Annotated in this window: 18 protein-coding genes; 10 read left to right on the plus strand and 8 right to left on the minus strand. The window is 44.1% G+C overall.

All coding sequences use genetic code 11. The annotated features are described in order from the left end of the window. The 7 genes from IQ270_RS20135 to IQ270_RS20165 all read left to right on the plus strand — a co-directional run. Positions 1-679, plus strand: a 679-nt coding sequence (locus IQ270_RS20135) for a CHAT domain-containing protein (protein ID WP_193974961.1), incomplete at its 5' end; no start/stop codon positions are given. A gap of 108 nt (positions 680-787) precedes the next feature. Further along, positions 788-1,144, plus strand: coding sequence for a hypothetical protein (locus IQ270_RS20140; RefSeq protein ID WP_193974962.1), 357 nt, complete (start codon positions 788-790; stop codon positions 1,142-1,144). A gap of 16 nt (positions 1,145-1,160) precedes the next feature. Beyond that, a complete protein-coding gene (locus IQ270_RS20145; protein ID WP_193974964.1) occupies positions 1,161-2,561 on the plus strand; it encodes a hypothetical protein in 1,401 nt (466 codons plus the stop codon). 338 nt (positions 2,562-2,899) lie between these two features. Then, a complete protein-coding gene (gene trpS, locus IQ270_RS20150; protein WP_193974966.1) occupies positions 2,900-3,910 on the plus strand; it encodes a tryptophan--tRNA ligase in 1,011 nt (336 codons plus the stop codon). A gap of 115 nt (positions 3,911-4,025) precedes the next feature. Beyond that, positions 4,026-4,916: a methylenetetrahydrofolate reductase gene (locus IQ270_RS20155; protein ID WP_193974968.1), complete on the plus strand. Its 891-nt coding sequence runs from the start codon at positions 4,026-4,028 to the stop codon at positions 4,914-4,916. 41 nt (positions 4,917-4,957) lie between these two features. After that, a complete protein-coding gene (locus IQ270_RS20160) occupies positions 4,958-5,554 on the plus strand; it encodes a Uma2 family endonuclease (protein ID WP_193974970.1) in 597 nt (198 codons plus the stop codon). Further along, positions 5,547-7,211 (plus strand): mucoidy inhibitor MuiA family protein, encoded by a 1,665-nt coding sequence (locus IQ270_RS20165; protein ID WP_193974972.1) that lies wholly within the window; start codon positions 5,547-5,549, stop codon positions 7,209-7,211. The genes IQ270_RS20160 and IQ270_RS20165 overlap by 8 nt, the downstream gene beginning before the upstream one ends. A gap of 421 nt (positions 7,212-7,632) precedes the next feature. On the opposite strand, the gene IQ270_RS20170 is transcribed toward IQ270_RS20165, so the two are convergent. Beyond that, complete coding sequence (locus tag IQ270_RS20170; RefSeq protein ID WP_193974974.1) at positions 7,633-8,301, minus strand: sensor histidine kinase; 669 nt, start codon at positions 8,299-8,301, stop codon at positions 7,633-7,635. Positions 8,302-8,342: 41 nt separating this feature from the next. Then, on the minus strand, positions 8,343-8,486 hold the full coding sequence (locus IQ270_RS20175; RefSeq protein ID WP_193974991.1) for a hypothetical protein: 144 nt from the start codon (positions 8,484-8,486) through the stop codon (positions 8,343-8,345). 630 nt (positions 8,487-9,116) lie between these two features. Here IQ270_RS20175 and IQ270_RS20180 point away from each other — a divergent pair. Continuing rightward, a complete protein-coding gene (locus tag IQ270_RS20180) occupies positions 9,117-9,389 on the plus strand; it encodes a hypothetical protein (protein WP_193974976.1) in 273 nt (90 codons plus the stop codon). A gap of 106 nt (positions 9,390-9,495) precedes the next feature. Here the strand turns inward: IQ270_RS20180 and IQ270_RS20185 are convergent, their stop codons facing one another. From IQ270_RS20185 to IQ270_RS20200, 4 genes are all read right to left on the minus strand, one after another. Then, on the minus strand, positions 9,496-9,987 hold the full coding sequence (locus IQ270_RS20185; protein WP_193974978.1) for a YajQ family cyclic di-GMP-binding protein: 492 nt from the start codon (positions 9,985-9,987) through the stop codon (positions 9,496-9,498). Between the two features lie 170 nt (positions 9,988-10,157). Beyond that, positions 10,158-10,571, minus strand: a complete 414-nt coding sequence (locus IQ270_RS20190; protein WP_193974986.1) for an MAPEG family protein — start codon at positions 10,569-10,571, stop codon at positions 10,158-10,160. A 15-nt stretch (positions 10,572-10,586) separates the two neighbouring features. Next, positions 10,587-11,090 (minus strand): DNA recombination-mediator protein A, encoded by a 504-nt coding sequence (locus IQ270_RS20195; RefSeq protein ID WP_193974988.1) that lies wholly within the window; start codon positions 11,088-11,090, stop codon positions 10,587-10,589. 301 nt (positions 11,091-11,391) lie between these two features. Further along, positions 11,392-12,489: a phosphotransacetylase family protein gene (locus IQ270_RS20200; RefSeq protein ID WP_193974989.1), complete on the minus strand. Its 1,098-nt coding sequence runs from the start codon at positions 12,487-12,489 to the stop codon at positions 11,392-11,394. Positions 12,490-13,502: 1,013 nt separating this feature from the next. Here IQ270_RS20200 and IQ270_RS20205 point away from each other — a divergent pair. Further along, positions 13,503-13,670, plus strand: coding sequence for a hypothetical protein (locus IQ270_RS20205; RefSeq protein ID WP_193974980.1), 168 nt, complete (start codon positions 13,503-13,505; stop codon positions 13,668-13,670). A gap of 306 nt (positions 13,671-13,976) precedes the next feature. Then, complete coding sequence (locus IQ270_RS20210) at positions 13,977-15,416, plus strand: sensor histidine kinase (protein WP_193974982.1); 1,440 nt, start codon at positions 13,977-13,979, stop codon at positions 15,414-15,416. A gap of 259 nt (positions 15,417-15,675) precedes the next feature. Here the strand turns inward: IQ270_RS20210 and dnaN are convergent, their stop codons facing one another. Next, a complete protein-coding gene (gene dnaN / locus IQ270_RS20215) occupies positions 15,676-16,815 on the minus strand; it encodes a DNA polymerase III subunit beta (RefSeq protein WP_193974984.1) in 1,140 nt (379 codons plus the stop codon). A 170-nt stretch (positions 16,816-16,985) separates the two neighbouring features. Continuing rightward, the coding region (locus IQ270_RS20220) for a hypothetical protein (RefSeq protein ID WP_228056542.1) at positions 16,986-17,287 on the minus strand (302 nt) is incomplete at its 5' end.

The following is a 17,287-nucleotide window of genomic DNA, read 5'->3' on the forward strand; positions in this document are numbered from 1 at the left end:
TGGTAGGGGCGGTGCCCCCGTGCCCGCCCTAATCCCTGAAACACCTGCAAAATCCTTGATGAAGAGGGTAGGCACGGGGGCACTACCCCTACAAAACGATGATTTGTCTGAGAATGAAACTCCCCCCCTTGGTAGGGGCGGTGCCCCCGTGCCCGCCCAGCCTGGGGTTCCCTCCGACGAAAAGCGTTATATTCGTTCCCGCCGAGGCGAAAACTACGACATCGTAGAATGCCTGACTCTGACAGAAATCTTTGATTTGGAGTTAAGTAAGTGCCGTTTAGTAGCCCTTTCTGCCTGCGAAACTGGGTTAACCGATGCCAGGAATACCACAGATGAGTATATCGGATTGACTAGCGGTTTTTTCTATGCTGGGGCGACGAGTATACTCAGCACTTTGTGGGCTGTCAATGACGTATCTACTGCGATTTTGATGATAAGATTTTATGAGCTTTTCCTGTCTGAAACTCGCCCGCCGGTGGCGATTGCTTTGCGGGAATCTCAGTTGTGGCTGCGGAGTGTGACTGTTAAAGGTTTGCTAGAATGGGTGGAAGCGTCGCAGTTGCTGAGTCGCGAACACAAAACCACGATTCAAGACAAATACAGGCGCGGTTACAAACAGGATTATCAACCTTATGAGTCTCCCGTATACTGGGCGGCTTTCTGTGCAGTTGGGCAATAAGCGTTGGTATCAGAAACCGGGTTTCTGCGGAGATTTTCTGTTCCAATTGAGATTTATCATAGAAACCCGGTTTCTTTGACCTTAGTATAATCAACGGAGGAATTAGCAATGACAGACGAACAATTTATTTCTGGTTTCCTAGCAGTCTTTGAAACTCAACCCGAAGTCTTTGAACAAGTCAGGGCGGTTGAAACTAAACCCGAAGTATTTGAACAAGTCAGGGCGGTTGACGATTTAGCAAATCTCAGCAATATCATATCCCAGATGGCGGATAAGTCGAATAACGAAGTAGCTGACACCCTTGGCGATTGGTGTGCAAACTATCCTAAAATAACAGATGAAATCAATAAATTTGAGAGAAAACTAAAACCGCAACCCACCAAAAAAGAGGCACAAGAACCAAAACTAGCAAACCGCTATCCAGAATTACTCGAAAACCTCAGAAAACCCCGCCCCAATTCATAGCCACCGCCCCAATAACATGAGTGATAAAATTTCTGCCCCCAATGTCTATTTATACGCTTTCCAACTGCAAAATGACAGTAAGGGCAGCAATAATCCTCTGTGGAAACACTGCGACAAAATCCTCGCCAACTTCACCAATGAAGCGGTGACACCCGATCTAGTTTTCCCGCCAAATTCTCCCAGCTACCGCGAAGATTTGTTACCAAATGTCTTACTGGAATTCAACAGCAATCCACCCATAGAAGGTTTTGCCCAACCGCTGGAAATTCAAGACAGCTATGCTTTATGCTTAAATATAGGTTGCCCAGAAGATGGCACTGCTGATAATTTAGATGTGAGTTTCATCAAGAAATTTAACTTAAATCGATCCTTACTCATCAACGGCGATGATAAGTTTTTAGGTCAAACTCTCCTGATTACCGCGTGGCTTCCCGAAAACTCGCCCGATAATTTAGATTCCCTCAAACCCCTCGCCGATAAATGTCGCGATGCTTTATTCCAAAGCGACTCGCCACCTGTATTTTACCGTTCAGGTAAGTTATTTGGCAGTCCGATTTTTGAATACGGTGAAATTAGCGATACTGCCAATTACCGCCACCTGCTTGTCTGGCTGCTTTCCGACGAACAAACAGACAAAGATTTTAACAAGTGCCAAGAAGAAATACTCAACCTACTATTTCACCGCAACAAAATTATCAAAGCTTTTCAAGACAGCCGCATGATTTACGGCGAACTCGATCGCGAATACCGCATTATTGAGAAAAATATGGAGATATTGCAGGCTCAATTTTCCAGAGGAACTGTCTTAACTGCCGCCCAATTGCAGGAATTTCAGGAACAGCTAAAGCAACTCTTCAGCAAAGCAGTAACTTATACTCGCCTGCTGCGGAAACTCGAAGATTATGACAATACAATCGTCCTAAATCTTAACAATTACACTGACATTTTGCAGAAAATTTGTGATATACTAGGAATCGATAAGGAAGAAGTATCTATATTAAATAATTTTGAGATAAAAATTGCTCCTTATATGCGATCGCAAATAGCCGGCGACTTAGGATATTTCCGCCACGGGACAAACTTAATCGACCAGGCGATCGCCTCAATTCGCGGCATAGTAGAAATAGAACAAGCCAGGAGCGATCGCACCAACCAAATCGAACTCCGCAACAGCGAAGACAAAGAGAAATATCGGGACGATCGACTAGAAAGCACAGTACAGGCGATCGGCGTCGGTTTAGCAGCCGGAGGAATCGCCGCATCCAGCGGTACAGACAAACTCTTCGAGACAGTCCAAAACCATCACATCCCAGTTGTAATGCAGTGGCATCCATTTGCATTCTCCTTTTTGTTGAGTTTTGCGATCGCCCTTTTCGCAGCGGGCATCACTTGGTGGCGCACCAAACCGAAAAAATAGTTGACAGTTGACAGCGAGATTTTTAAGACGGAGATTTAAACAGATTTATAAAAACAATCCACCTTAAATACCCCGTTAATTCTTCAGTCCGCGCAGGCGGACTTTGTTTGTGTAGACGCGGTTTCAACCGCCGAGTCTTCGTTTGTGTAGACGCGGTTTCAACCGCCGAGTCTTCGTTTGCGTAGACGCGGTTTCAACCGCCGAGTCTTCATTTCTGTAGACGCGGTTTCAACCGCCGAGTGATATTCCACGAGTTTTTTATAAATTTCAACAAACAGCATCTGAAATCAAAATAACGTGTCAATATAGAAATGTGACTTCAATTCTCTTCTTTTCTCATGGGCAAAAAGCGTGTTCTTTCAGGAGTTCAGCCAACAGGCAATCTTCACCTCGGTAATTATCTCGGTGCCATTCGCAACTGGGTAGAAAACCAAAGCCAGTACGAAAATTACTTCTGCGTAGTAGATTTGCACGCAATTACCGCACCGCACAATCCAGCAACCCTGGCCTCCGACACTTACACTATCGCCGCTCTATATTTAGCTTGCGGCATCGATTTAGAAAATTCTACTATTTTCGTACAATCCCACGTTCCCGCACACACAGAACTAGCATGGCTGCTCAACTGCATAACGCCAATCAACTGGCTCGAAGATATGATTCAGTTTAAAGAAAAAGCAGTTAAACAAGGCGAAAACGTCAACGCCGGCTTGCTAAATTATCCCGTGTTGATGGCAGCAGACATCTTGCTTTACGATGCCGACAAAGTACCCGTAGGAGAAGACCAAAAACAGCATTTGGAACTCACCCGCGATATCGTAAACAGATTAAACCACCAATTTGGCACACCAGAAAACCCAGTTTTAAAACTTCCCGAACCGTTAATTCGGACTGATGGCGCGAGAGTGATGAGTTTGACTGACGGGACTCGCAAAATGTCAAAATCAGACCCTTCTGAACAAAGTCGAATTAACTTGTTGGATTCGCCAGAGACAATTAGCAAAAAAATCAAGCGCTGCAAAACTGATGCGGTGCGCGGCTTGACTTTTGACGATCCAGATCGCCCCGAAGCTAGAAATTTACTGACACTTTATCTCCTGCTTTCGGGCAAATCGAAGTCAGAAGTCGCAGCGGAGTGTGAAAATATGGGTTGGGGAGATTTTAAACCCCTGCTGACAGAGACGACAATTACGGCCCTAAAACCGATTCAGGATAAATACAAAGAAATAATGGACGATCGCGGATATTTAGAATCTGTACTCCGTCAAGGAAAAGAACAAGCAGAAACCATTGCCAACCAAACTCTGACTAAGGTTAAAACCGCTTTCGGTTATTCTTTACCTGTTTAGTTGTTAGTTGTTAGTTGTTATTGGTTACTGGTTAAGAATTACAACTACCAACTGTCAACTGCCAACTGCTTTCCTGTCAACTGTCAACTGCTTTCCTATCAACTATAAACTAACTATGAACCGCTTTCGCACAGCCTGCACCACGCCCGGAGAATTTATAATTACCGCTGAAGTTGCCCCGCCAAAAGGCGGCGATATGACTCATACTTTGGCAATGGCTGAACTTCTCAAAAACAGAGTTCACGCTATTAATATCACAGACGGCAGCCGCGCAGTGCTGCGAATGTGCCCGCTAGCAGTTTCCGCGATTCTATTGCAGCAAGGCATTGAGCCGATTTGTCAAGTTGCTTGTCGCGATCGCAATCAAATAGGTTTGCAAGCCGATCTCATGGGAGCCCACGCCTTAGGCATCCATAACATCTTGGCACTCACCGGCGATCCAGTCAAAGCCGGCGACCATCCCAAAGCCAAAAGTGTATTCGATTTGGAATCAGTGCGCCTGCTGCAAGTTATTCAAAAAATGAACTGTGGCACCGACTGGAATGACAAACGTTTAACAGACGGAGTTACCGATTTATTTGCCGGTGCAGCGATCGATCCCCAATCTCCCAGTTGGTCTGGTTTGCAAAGCAGATTCGAGAAAAAAGTAGAAGCCGGAGCACAGTTTTTTCAGAGCCAATTAATTACAGATTTTGAAGTTTTTGATAAGTTTATGCACCACATTGCTGCTGGCTGCAACAAACCAATTTTAGCCGGAATATTTTTGTTTAAATCCGCTAAGAATGCTGAATTTATCAAAAAATACGTGCCGGGAGTTCACATCCCGCAAGAGACGATCGACCGTTTGGCAAAATCTCCAGAACCCTTGCAGGAAGGCATAAAAATTGCAGCCGAACAAGTCAAACTAGCGCGGCAATTGTGTCAAGGAGTTCACATGATGGCCGTCAAACGAGAAGACTTGATTCCGCAAATATTGGATTTGGCGGGAATCGAGCCGCTAAGCTAACATTGAGTTATTGCTAGAATTTTGAAATAAACAGGACAGTCATGGTTCAAACTATAGACAATCCCACAGTTTCTCCCACAGCCTCGCAGCATTTCACTTGGCGCGGTTTGAATTGGCAGCAGTTTAAAGCAATTCAAGCTAGTTTTGAGAATGTGCCTGGAGTGCGGTTATTTTATTGTCAAGGAGTTTTAGAAATTGTGGGCATTAGTAAACCTCATGAAGCATTTCAATCGATAATTAGCGTATTGCTTGCAATCTACTTTGAAATTAAGGAAATTGAGTTTTTTCCCAGCGGTGCTTACACCCAAATTGTTGATGGTAAAGTCGAGTATCAGGCAGATTTGTCTTATTGTTTCGGGACAGATAAAGATGTTCCCGATTTATGTATTGAGGTGGTAATTACTAGCGGCAGTCCGATTAAACTTCAGAAATCTCGGCTGATGGGTGTGCCTGAAGTTTGGTTTTGGGAAGATGGAACACTGCAACTTTACCGCTTGCGAGAGCAGGGTTATGAGCCGATTGCTAGCAGCGAATTGCTGCCAGAATTAGACTTATCTTTGTTGAAGCGTTGCATTTTATTTTCCTCGCCATTGGAAGCATTAAAAGAGTTTCGTAAAGGTATTAGTAGCAATGACTAATTCAGATTTACTCGATCGCGATAATATCAAAATACTAGAGTCGCAAATTTCTGAAGTTACTCTGTACACCGATCGCGCTTTGATAACCCGCCGCGGCACAGTAGCCCTGACGGGAAACGAGCGAGAATTGGCGATCGCCTCTCTCCCCGCAACCCTCGAAACAGAGTCAGTCAGGGCCACCGGTGCGGGTACAGTCGCAGTGCGATTGCTGGGAGTACGCACCGAAACAGTGTTTAGTAGCGAACCTACGGGCGATCGCATCGCCGAATTAACCCAACAAATCCAAGAATTAGAAACCCAAAAACGCGCCATAAAAGACCAAATCGCCTCCCGAAAAATTCAACTCAAATTTGTTGAAGGTTTGAGCGAAAAAAGTGTCGGTTTCTTTTCCAGCAGCATCGCCAAACAGCAGATTGGTTTGAACGAAACTGGCGAATTGCTCAATTTTTTAGGCAGTAATTATAAAAAGTACATAAGTGCGATCGCCCAACACGAAAGACAGCAGCGCGAATTAGACCAACAAATAACAGCTTTGCACCAGCAGTTGCGCCAACTACAAACTCCCCATTCCCAACAAAGTTTTAACATCATTGTTGCGATAGAACCCAGCGGTAGCGGCAATTTTGAACTAGAAGTTTCCTATGTAGTAACGCGAGCCCGTTGGACTCCCCTCTACGACTTGCGAGTCAATACTACCAACAACCAAATCAATCTCAATTACCTAGCCGAAGTCAACCAAAACACAGGCGAAGATTGGACGGGAGTAGCGCTGACTTTATCCACAGCAAAACCCGGAATGGGAACTTTGCCACCAAAACTCCAACCCTGGTTTATCGATATTGTTCGCCCAAAACCTGCTCCAACCGCAGAATTTATGAAAGCACGACGCGTACAGACTGAGGATGCAGAAATGGGAACAGATCATATGGACTTTGAGATGGAAAACGAGCCACAATTTGCAATGATGGCTATGCGCAGTGCTGCTGCCGCACCCGAACCCATAGCAGCTCAAACCGCCACAGCAAGAGTATCTAGAGAAGGCAGTACCGTCTCATTTCAAGTAGGAGGAAATACCAATATTCCCAGCGACGGCACGCCGCACAAAGTCACTATTTTCAGCGAAAATTATCCCTCAAAACTTCAATACATAGCCGTTCCGAGTTTAGTCAGCTTTGCTTATTTGCAAGCAATTGTCACCAATCCGACGACAGGTGCGACTCTGCTGCCCGGTAAAGCCAATATCTTTCGCGACAATACTTTTGTCGGTAATGTGCAGTTAGAAAATGTTTCCCCTGGTGAAGAATTTAAGCTTAATTTAGGAATAGATGAGGGCTTAAAAATAGAGCGGGAATTAGTCGAAAGACAAGTCGATAAAAAACTGATCGGCAATCAGCGGCGCACGACTTACGCCTATCGGTTAAGTTTGACAAACTTGCAGCAAGTGCCTACTAAGTTGACACTAAAAGAGCAACTGCCCGTCAGTCTAAAGGAGCAAATAAAAGTGCGGTTGACTCAGACTAATCCGAAGATAGTAGCAGGTGAAATGGGACTCTTGGAATGGATAATCTCTATGCCACCGCAAGCCAAGCAAGAGTTATATTACCAGTTTGTGGTCGAACATCCTCCCGAGTTAACAATCATCGGTTTAGATATTTAATTAGGATTTACGCTATACAAGCTGTAGCGCCAGCTACAGCTTGTATCACTTATGCAAAATATTGCTAAATATCAGTTAAAAGCGAGCATTTTTACGGAAACGGCTGAGATTAATACCAATTAAAAAATATGAGGCCACAGTCTTCCGTAGGGTGTGTCGCCCGCGATAAATTTCTGCCCAAAAATCGACTTTTTGACTAGCGACGCACCAGCAACACCCAGGTATCTTGCAAACAAACCAAAAAATAGATTGTAGCAATACTTCTTACAAATTGGATCGTATCGATTAACAACAGTAAGATTAGTTTGTCATTGTAATCGACCGGACATAGTTTTTCTTAAGAAACAAATAATCTTGTAAAATTGAAAATTGTAGCAACACTTTTGCAAACAGATATTAGTTGTAAGTCTTTACTCCAGATTTAATTAGTAATGGGAATTTCCACGATAAATTCTGCTCCTTGTCCGAAATTAGAGTGACAATATAAATTTCCGCCATGTTGATTTACAATGATTTTGTGGCAGATAAATAGTCCTAGCCCTGTACCTTTTCCCACGGGTTTGGTAGTAAAAAATGGCTCGAATAATTTTGGTTTTGATTTATCCAAAATTCCTCCACCATTATCGGATATTTTAATTGATATTTGATTTTTGCTCATAACTCTAGTTTGAATTTTTATTTCTCCTTGAACGCTCACAGAGTTGCTATAAATCGAATCGATCGCATTATCCAGAAGATTCATAAATACCTGATTTAGTTGACCAGAATAACAGTGAATTTTTGGCAATTGATCATAATCTTTAATCACGATTATTTCTGGATGTTTGGCTGTGCCTTTCAGCCGACTTTGGAGAAGCATCAGCGTACTGTCGATACCTTGATGAATATCCACTTTTTTCAATTCAGACTCATCGTGACGGGAGAAATTTTGCAAGGAGTGAACTATTCCCCGAATGCGCTCTGTTCCTATCCGCATTGAATTCAGAAGTTTCAGCAAGTCGTCTTGCAGAAAATCTAGGTTAATAGCCTCAATTTCTGCTTTAATAATTGTTGGTGGCTCGGGAAAGTGTTGTTGATAGAGGTTGAGCAAATACCAAAAATCCTATGTTCAACCAAGGGTTTGCGAAGGAATTATTCACATCCAGCAGAAAGCTCGATCGCCATTTCTGCTTCCAAAACACTCGTGATTAAAGTAATTATAGCCGTAGCATTGGCTTTGGTGATAGATTTGACGTATTTTGTGGCTTCGCAGCCATCCATAACTGGTATCCTCATATCCATGCCATCTTTCGCCAGCTAGGTAGATCCACTTAAAAGAACGCAATATATAGTCTGGGACGCAGAAACTGGGTTTGATGGAGGCAAAAACATCCTGATACGGCGGTTGTGAAGTGAGGTATTCACCAATTAATTAACCATTCCTCAATGCCCTAATCTAAAATGGTTCTACACTTCGACAAGCGAGGGAAACAACGAGATCGCGCTCACACCGAAGTCTAAAATCTCAACTTCTCGTCTACGTGAGAAAGGCTATACAAGTTGATTGGATGGCAATATCTAGCCAGCATCCGGATCGGGTTGCAGCAAAGTAAGGTGGCCTAAGCTAGCCCTGTCAAGGTGTTCCTTATTCAGGCATTGTTTATGAGTCTTGAACGGCAACGGTTGCTGGCGACAAGCTTAGCAACTCTACTGACAAGTTTACCTCAAACTGTTGCCAGTGCGACCGATGTCGCTCTGTTGTATCGGGGTCGTTGGAGTGTTGAGACTTTATTTCAAATCGTGACTAAGAATTTTGAGGTGAAATTCAAACCTTGGGTGATCCCAAGGCTGCTTTATTTTCTTTCTGTTTGGATCTAGTTTCTTACAATATTTTAGCTATAGTCCGAAGGGCTTTAGGTAGTGTACATGGTGTCGGTAAAATTGAGTCGAGTCTATCGGAATTCTAGGAAAGTTGATGAAATTCAAGGGACTTATCGGGGGATGACGATCGCAACTGAACCTGATAGTTGGACATATATGCAGGCTTTGTCCTTGTCTCAATTAGCTGATTTTCTGTTGGATTTGGCCGGGCGAGTGAATTTGAAGTCTTTTCTGAAGCAGCCACGTTCCCCCAAGAAGAAGAAACCACCTTTAATTGTGGACTCACGTCACCGTCATTTTTCTACAGCAAGGCTTTGATAGCAGGCTCGGCAGTCACCTTGAGAGGGCTAGGTGGCCTAAGCCCAGCAATTGCAAAGGAAGTGCGATCGCACAACTGGGAATCCCAGATCTAGCTTTCACCAATTTACCTGTAATTGGTAAACTGTAAAGCCATCGGGTAATCTTCTTGCTTCAACCGTTGAATTACCAACTGCAAATCATCTTTATCCTTGGCAGAAACGCGCACTGCGTCACCTTGAATCGAGCCTTGAATCTTTTTAAACTCATCTCGAATTAATTTAGTGATTTTTTTGGCAATTTCCTGGTCAATCCCTTTTTTTAGTTTGATTTCTTGACGGACGCGGCTGCCGCTAGCCGGATCAATTTTGCCGTAATCAAAAATTTTCAAAGACAAATTACGCTTGGCAGCTTTTGTTTGTAAAACAGTGTGAATTGCATCGAGAGTAAATTCGCTGTCGGTGTTTACAACTATCGATTCTGCGCCCAATTCCACGGTAGTTTTGGTATCTTTTAAGTCGTAGCGGCTTTGAATTTCCCGCACTGTTTGGTCAACAGCGTTAACTAATTCTTGCCTATCGAACTCGCTGACAACATCAAATGAATAACTAGCAGCCATAAATTAATATTTGGTAATGGGCATTGGGCATTGGGCATTGTTGACTGTTGACTGTTGACTGTTGACTGTTAACTGTTGACTGTTAACCATCAACTAACAACTAACAACTGCCAACTAGCAACTGCCAACTGCCAACTCACTACTGACTAATGACTAATGACTAATGACTATTAATTAACAGCCATCAAACTGAAATAGAATAAAGAGACTGTGCAAGTAGAACTAATCGCAAACATGAGCGATCGCCCCAGGGGCACATTCAGAATATAGAAAACGGAAAACAACAACCGGGCGATCGTAAAAGCGATCGCAGCCCAACCCGCAGCCTCCGAATCAACCCCCGTCACAAAAGCCATCAAAGCCGCCGCTGAAAACAGCATAAACGTCTCAAACGAATTTTGGTGCGCCCAAGTTGCCCGCTGAGCGTAATCCGGCAACCTATCAAACATAGCGCGGGGGGCTGCTTGGTCGTAACCTAGCTGCAAGCGGGCGAGAGCAACGACCAAAAACGGTGCGTAAACCAGCGCCGCAGCAGCAGCAATACAATCAAGCAGAATAACCGACACAGGCAATCCCAACAGCATCATCCGCCTCGCATTTCAATCAAAATAGAACAGAGTAACCACCTTGCGCTGTTCTTCCGCGTCTTGGCAAGTTTTCAGCAAAGTGTGGCTTTCGTGAAAAGCAAAACAGATCAGTTGCTGACAGCGAGAAATAATCTCCTGATTGCACATGGCGCTTGCTTCCGGGAGAGACAAGCTATCATTTTTAGGATTTTCCACCAAATGTATCACTTGTTCTAGCTGCTCGCGAGACTCCCGCGGCTGGCGGCTCATACTTTGTGGCAAAATCACCGTCAACAGATTAGGATCTGCTTGCATTGCCCCCCGAATCGCGGCGGAATTGGTGCCTGTAGCGCCAGATGTGATGAGCTGATTGCCTCCCAGAACTAAGGCGTAGCTCAGCATCTCAATTAGCTGCTGGTGGGTAATAGGAACGTGGCGAGAACCCAAAAGAGCAATCCGCTTGGAGCTGGTTTGCTGGATCGCCGCAAGTTCTTGTAAAAAATCATCAACTCTGGGTAGCTCAATTGATTGACTCAAAGAATTTATTAAATTAAATAAAACTACGTTGTGGATTTTAGCAGACTCCCCAGCAATTGCCACCAAAAACAAGTGAAAAATTGCACATTTACCAGATTTGACTGGGGGATGGCGAGATTTGAGAGAGTCAGAAGGCATTTGGCGGCCACAGATCGAGGTATAATTCCTGAAAAATTGAGAATTTAAGAATTTTCCCCTTTTATTTTTTAATTCAAAAAAATATTTCTGGCTTTTTACTTGTACCGAATACCTTCTTCCCTCAGTTGCCGCTGCCGAATACGTCGAACTCCGGCGGCGCGACTTAATCGACTCTCGATCCCAAACCCAAGGATGCCATCGTACCTTCCAAGTCAAAGTGTTCTGCCATTAGCTGAGTAACGCATTCCACCTTGATCGGTTCGTGCAGGCGCACGCTGCCAAAGGTGCTGTCGATAATTTCTACCGTGGTTAAGGTATCTAAGTCCACAGACAAAACTGGAATTTCCATTTCTTCTGCCCTGCCGATTACCAGAGGAGAAGGAGGCAAGTGGCCTGTGAGAATTAAGCACTGAGTTGAGCTTTCCAGAGCCGCCAACTGAATGTCGGTGCGATCGCCCCCGGTGACTACCGCCATATTTCTGGCTTTGCGGAAATATTTCATAGCCGAGCTAACATTCATCGCGCCAATTGTCAAGGTTTCCACCATCAAGTCCAAACGGTCTGGACGGCACAGTACCTCAGCTTTCAATTGGTGCACCAATTCTTTGACGCTGACACTCCGCAGCAAAGCGCTTCTCGGCAGCATTCCCAACACTGGAATACCCGCAGCCTCCAGAAAAGGTCGCACAGTCGTTGTTACGGCTTCGAGCTTGTCGGATGGCACGTCGTTAAGCACAACCCCAGCCAAGCGCGAACCCAAACGTCGCTTAGCCGACAGCAAATCGTCTATATAAAGATCGATCGGGCGCGTCACCAGCAACACTGAGGCCTCAACCGCCTCAGCCACTTGAGGCAAAGACAAGTCAAACATACTGCCTTCCTCCAAATTTGCGGGGCCTTCTAACAGCACCAAGTCACTGCTGGGGGCTTGCAAATATTGCGCTAGAGACTGGCGGTAGTCTGTCTTGTCTTCTCCCCGCAAACGCTTGTGAACCGTCTCCTCGTCCAAATACAGCAGTGTTGACGGCACCTGAGTTTCCGAGAGCTTCAGCGTCTCTACCGCAAACCGCACGTCTTCGTCCTCGGCTCCAGCTCCTTCCGAGCTGGAACAGGTTCCCAGAGGTTTGCCGTAGGCGACGGCGAGTCCTTTTGCCCGGAGTGCGAGTGCTATCCCTAGGGCGATGGCAGACTTGCCACTGTAAGCTTTTGTGGAACCGATCAGTAAATATTTAGTCAATTTGGGTACGCCTTCAATCCTCAATTTGCACCTGTCTATTTCAATAAATTTAGTTTTTTCAACAGTATTTCTCAACTGATCCTCAATTTCGCAATATTATTATACTATACATTTGTCGATTTTGTGCATATAGTTTTTTTTGCTAAAATTTTTATTCACCTGCTGGCATTTTTTTGCTTAGCATTCTTTTTACAGATTTTTGGCAAATCGGTATTTTCATAACAGTTATTGTCAGCAGTTTGTGAGAACTATTTGGAAACCGTAATTTCCTTACTCAGCTTTTTTGGTAATATTTTTAAGTCAATTTTGTGGCAAAAATTATATCGTTTCCGGTGGCATCAGAATTATATATTTTAATCGTTCAGCGATCGTCTCGAAAAGCTGCCTGAATCGCGATCGAGACGATCGCACTACATAATTCCGATCCTACCGGATTTTATCTCAGACATTGTTACAGACCCCTCACAAATAAAAATAACAGGGTAGAAGTGTTGAATCAGATATCTCTCCCAGCCTTAGACAGGGAATTTACAGCAATTATTTTGATAATTTACAGTGATTTGGTCGGCAAACAGTATGGTCTTTTTCCTCATATTTTTTGCAGATAATTGAAAATGAATATGTATTAATAGCTATTAATCATTAGCGCGATCGCCCGCATTCAAACTAATATTTTCCACTGCCAGCAATAAACTGATCGGGACTGGGCCTCTAGTTTGTCAACACATAAATTGTCTGGTGAGGTGAGCTGGGATTTCGACTGCTGTTCGGGTTGATTGCGATGCTGCTCCGATCGCAGTTCGAGGGCTGTAGATTGAGTTTCGCAGTCCCGGCATACTCTCAACTACCGAGCCGCCAAAGCGGTACTGCCGTCTTGCGTGTTTGTACTTTGGCTAATCCTCTGTTGAGTGCAAAGTCAAAGCCTCCGTTAAACTCAGCAAATCTTCACCTCTGCTAAGGTAAAATATCATATCACTTTGTTGTGCCGATGTCAAGACAAATAAATCGCGGCAGCTTGCGACATTGCATGAAATGCCGTGAAGCGTAGCTATCGAGAGCATGAAGCGCCCTTAAGTTGCGATGCCTTAACTCAAGGATGCGATCGTTCTTCTGTATATTGGAGGGCAAGGTTTGGCGATCGGGCAATTGGGATTTTCTTCTACTATCAATTAATTATTTTTGTCTCGAAGTTAATTAATAATTAAAAAGAGGTTAACAATATAACTCAAGGTTAATTAATAATTAAATACTCGAATCAAGCGTCAGTAAGTCTCAAGTCAGTATAAAATAAAGTGAGGCATAACTGCCAGGGCGCATCTATCTCGGTCATACTCAAACTTGCCTAATATTTGAAGCAGTAAAATCCCATCGACCGCGGTCAGCTTTTTTTGTAATTTAAAATACAGTTGACCGAGAAATAAAAGCCCAAATACTCAGCTACTTACCTGCTGAGGTTTGGTAGCTCAATGTCGGTTGGCAAATAAACCCCAAAAAAGCGTGCTGATGAATTTATGTTAAATACTTCCTGCGTAGAAACAGCAGTCGAACCCATGCGCGAAGCTGACCCAATAGAACTTGGTTTAGACTCTACTCTCCAAGAACTATCGCTTTACGATTTTAAAGTAGAAGCTACGGATTTGGGCATGAAAATTTCCCAGATGTTAGAAGCTAATCTGCTCTTACCAGGAGTCATTTTGACCGATCTCGGTAAATTTGTCGGGATGATTTCCCGGCGGAGATTTTTAGAATTTCTCAGCCGTCCTTTTGGGCGAGAATTATTTTTAAAACGACCTGTGAGGGCTTTGTACCGCTTTGCAGAAATTGAGACTTTGATTTTTCCTAGCAATACTTTAATTGTGGATGCAGCCAGAAAGTCGCTGCTGCGATCGAAAGAACTGCTTTACGAGCCGATTGTGGTTCAAGTGTCGCCTCAAACTTATACTTTGGTAGATGTACGCGAACTGTTAGTAGCCCAATCCAACATTCACGAACTAGCAACAAAATTGCTGAGGCAGCAAACTCAATCTCAATTAATTCAAACCGAAAAACTAGCTAGTTTGGGGCAGATGGTAGCTGGAGTAGCTCACGAAATTAGAAATCCCGTCACCTGCATCAGCGGAAATCTCGGCTTTTTGTCCAACTACTCGAAAGACATCATGGAGTTAGTGTCTGCTTACGAGCAAATTGTCGGCAAGAGCGAAAAAATTGACGAACTCAAAGAAGAGATAGAATTTGATTTTTTGCAAGAAGATTGGGTGGAAATTCTAAAAAGTATGAAAGTTTCATCACAGAGGCTGACGGAACTTGTTACCAGCCTGCACACCTTTTCTCACATGGATGAAACCGATCGCAAACAAGCTAACCTCCACGAGTGTATTGACAGTACGCTGCTAATTCTGAAAAACCGTCTCAAGTACGGATTTAAAGTAGTTAAAAACTATGGAGAATTGCCTTTGGTTAAGTGTTATTCTGGTCAGTTGAGCCAGGTATTTATGAATATCGTCAGCAATGCGATGGATGCTTTGGAAGAGGTAAAAGAAAAAAAAGGATTTGTACCTGTGATTACGATTGAAACTGAGGTAATAGACAGTTTTGAGGGAGACTGCGTAAGTTCACAATTAATCCAAAATTATGTTTTGGGCGATCGACAAAATGCCAAACAACTCTCATCCGCCAGCGAAAACGGCGACTTCAGCCCAGAAGCAGCGGAGAAAAATCAAAATAATGCTTGGATAGCGATCAGAATTGCCGATAACGGGCCGGGAATTCCGCCAGAAATTCAGCGGCTGATTTTTGATACATTTTTCACCACTAAACCTGCTGGGAAAGGTACGGGTTTGGGGTTAGCAATTACTCATCAGATTGTGACGGAAAAGCATCAAGGCAAGTTGAATTTGCATTCTACGCCCGGTACGGGGACGGAATTTGAGATTTTGTTGCCATTAATTTGAAGTAATAAGTCATATCAAATTTGTTAGCATCGGAATTATTCCTATCTCTCTTAATCTGTATCTGCGTAAATCAGCGTCAATCCTTTGTCATCTGCGGTTACTAAATTCTCTTTTTTTAACCGCAGATACAGGCAGATTAACACAGATTAACGCAGATTAATTGTATCAACAATTCTGGTGGAACCGTCGGCAGTTGACTGTTGACTACTGACTGTTGACTGTTAACTGTTGACTGTTGACTGTTGACTAATGACTCTTTTTAAGCTCTTAGCTGAACTGGCATCACTAAGAATGTAGCATTAACTCCGCCCAAAGGCTGAAAAATTACAGGAGCAAGAGCAGCGTTTAATTGCAGTTGAATTTCGGGAGACTGAGCTGTTTTCAAAATGTCAATTAAGTATTTGACGTTGAAAGCAATGTCGATGCTGTCTCCCGAAATCTGTGCTGGCATTGACTCTTTGCCGGAACCGACATCTTTGGCATCTACCGACAAGGTGATTTCCTGATTTTCTGCGTCGATGCTGCATTTGAGGATGTTATTTTTTTGGTCTGCAAAAACGGCAATTCTTTCGACTGCTGCTAGGAGCGATCGCCTTTCTAAGGTAATTTGCCGCTCGAAAGAAGGCGGAATTAACTGTCGGTATGCGGGATATTGCCCTTCCAAGGTGCGAGTTGTCAACCGCTGGTCAGCCCATTCAAAAACTACTTGACCCTGCTCGAAATGCAGCGTAACAGGTTCAGTCCACTGCCGCATTACTAGCATTCTTTCTACTTCCCGCAATGCTTTGGCTGGGACTGTCACCTCAAATTCTTCTTGGGTTTCTTCGGCTTCGGTTTTTTCATTTGCAGTTTGAACTACTGCCAATCTGTGGCCGTCTGTTGCTGCAAATTCCAGGCAATCTTGCAATACTTTTAAATGCACACCTGCAAGTACCTGTTTTGCTTCGTCGGGGCTTGTCGCAAATAAAGTTCCTTTGAGTCCTTCTATCAAGGCTTCCGGTGGTAATTTGAGGATTGTTCCGGCTTCGATTGCTGGCAATTCTGGGAATTCTTCCGGGCCCATGCCTCTGACTTGGTAGCTGCCAGAACTGCAAGAGAGATAGGCTACGGTGTCCCCGGCTTCGTCTTCTAAAGTAATCTCTCCATCTGGGAGTCTCGAAACAATATCGTTGAGCAATTTAGCGGGTATGGTAAAACTGCCGCCGCCTGTTACTTCTGCTGCGAAGCTGGTGCGAATGCCCAAACTGAGATCGAAAGCTGTCAAGCTAACCCGCTGATTTTCCTCATCCGCTACTAAGAGCACGTTGGCTAGTACCGGATGTGTCGGGCGGGAGGGAACAGCCCGACTAACCAACGAGAGGTTGGCGTTGAGGTCACTTTGGGTGCAAACCAATTTCATGGGAGGAAGGTTAATTAACCGGATTTGAGACAGAAGCAAATCCTATCACAGAAAGTTGGCTGGCCGATTTTTCTTTGTGCAGGGTTCACTGGCTGGTATAAAGCCGGTTTCTGAGGTTGTGGCGCGCCGCCAATTATTTGTGTAGGGGGTGCAGGCTTGGCGAGTGTTTTTTATGTATTGAATATTTTTTGTGTCGATCGCCCTGTGGAAACTGTGGAAAACAAAGTTAAATGCTTGTGGGACAGGATTTGCAGCTCAAAACAACCTGTGGAAAACTTGTGGAAAAGTTGGTACTGCCGATCGCCCCCCCATTTTTGTGCAAAAATTCTTTTGGGCGATCGAGTAAAGTTTTCCACAAAATCAGGGTGATTTGTCCACAGGTTTTTCCACAGGCCAGATTTTCTGTTATTGGGAATGGGGAATTGGGAATTGGGAATTGGGAATTGGGAATGAGGAATGGGGAATTGGGAAT

The sequence above is a fragment of the Microcoleus sp. LEGE 07076 genome (assembly GCF_015207455.1).
GTDB lineage: Bacteria > Cyanobacteriota > Cyanobacteriia > Cyanobacteriales > Microcoleaceae > Microcoleus.

Excerpts from the sequence above, each read along its gene's own strand:
- IQ270_RS20140 (WP_193974962.1), top strand. The coding sequence starts at position 788 with ATGACAGACGAACAATTTATTTCTGGTTTCCTAGCAGTCTTTGAAACT.
- IQ270_RS20145 (WP_193974964.1), top strand. The coding sequence starts at position 1,161 with ATGAGTGATAAAATTTCTGCCCCCAATGTCTATTTATACGCTTTCCAA.
- trpS (WP_193974966.1), top strand. The coding sequence starts at position 2,900 with ATGGGCAAAAAGCGTGTTCTTTCAGGAGTTCAGCCAACAGGCAATCTT.
- IQ270_RS20155 (WP_193974968.1), top strand. The coding sequence starts at position 4,026 with ATGAACCGCTTTCGCACAGCCTGCACCACGCCCGGAGAATTTATAATT.
- IQ270_RS20160 (WP_193974970.1), top strand. The coding sequence starts at position 4,958 with ATGGTTCAAACTATAGACAATCCCACAGTTTCTCCCACAGCCTCGCAG.
- IQ270_RS20165 (WP_193974972.1), top strand. The coding sequence starts at position 5,547 with ATGACTAATTCAGATTTACTCGATCGCGATAATATCAAAATACTAGAG.
- IQ270_RS20175 (WP_193974991.1), bottom strand. The coding sequence starts at position 8,486 with ATGAGGATACCAGTTATGGATGGCTGCGAAGCCACAAAATACGTCAAA.
- IQ270_RS20180 (WP_193974976.1), top strand. The coding sequence starts at position 9,117 with ATGGTGTCGGTAAAATTGAGTCGAGTCTATCGGAATTCTAGGAAAGTT.
- IQ270_RS20185 (WP_193974978.1), bottom strand. The coding sequence starts at position 9,987 with ATGGCTGCTAGTTATTCATTTGATGTTGTCAGCGAGTTCGATAGGCAA.
- IQ270_RS20190 (WP_193974986.1), bottom strand. The coding sequence starts at position 10,571 with ATGCTGTTGGGATTGCCTGTGTCGGTTATTCTGCTTGATTGTATTGCT.
- IQ270_RS20210 (WP_193974982.1), top strand. The coding sequence starts at position 13,977 with ATGTTAAATACTTCCTGCGTAGAAACAGCAGTCGAACCCATGCGCGAA.
- dnaN (WP_193974984.1), bottom strand. The coding sequence starts at position 16,815 with ATGAAATTGGTTTGCACCCAAAGTGACCTCAACGCCAACCTCTCGTTG.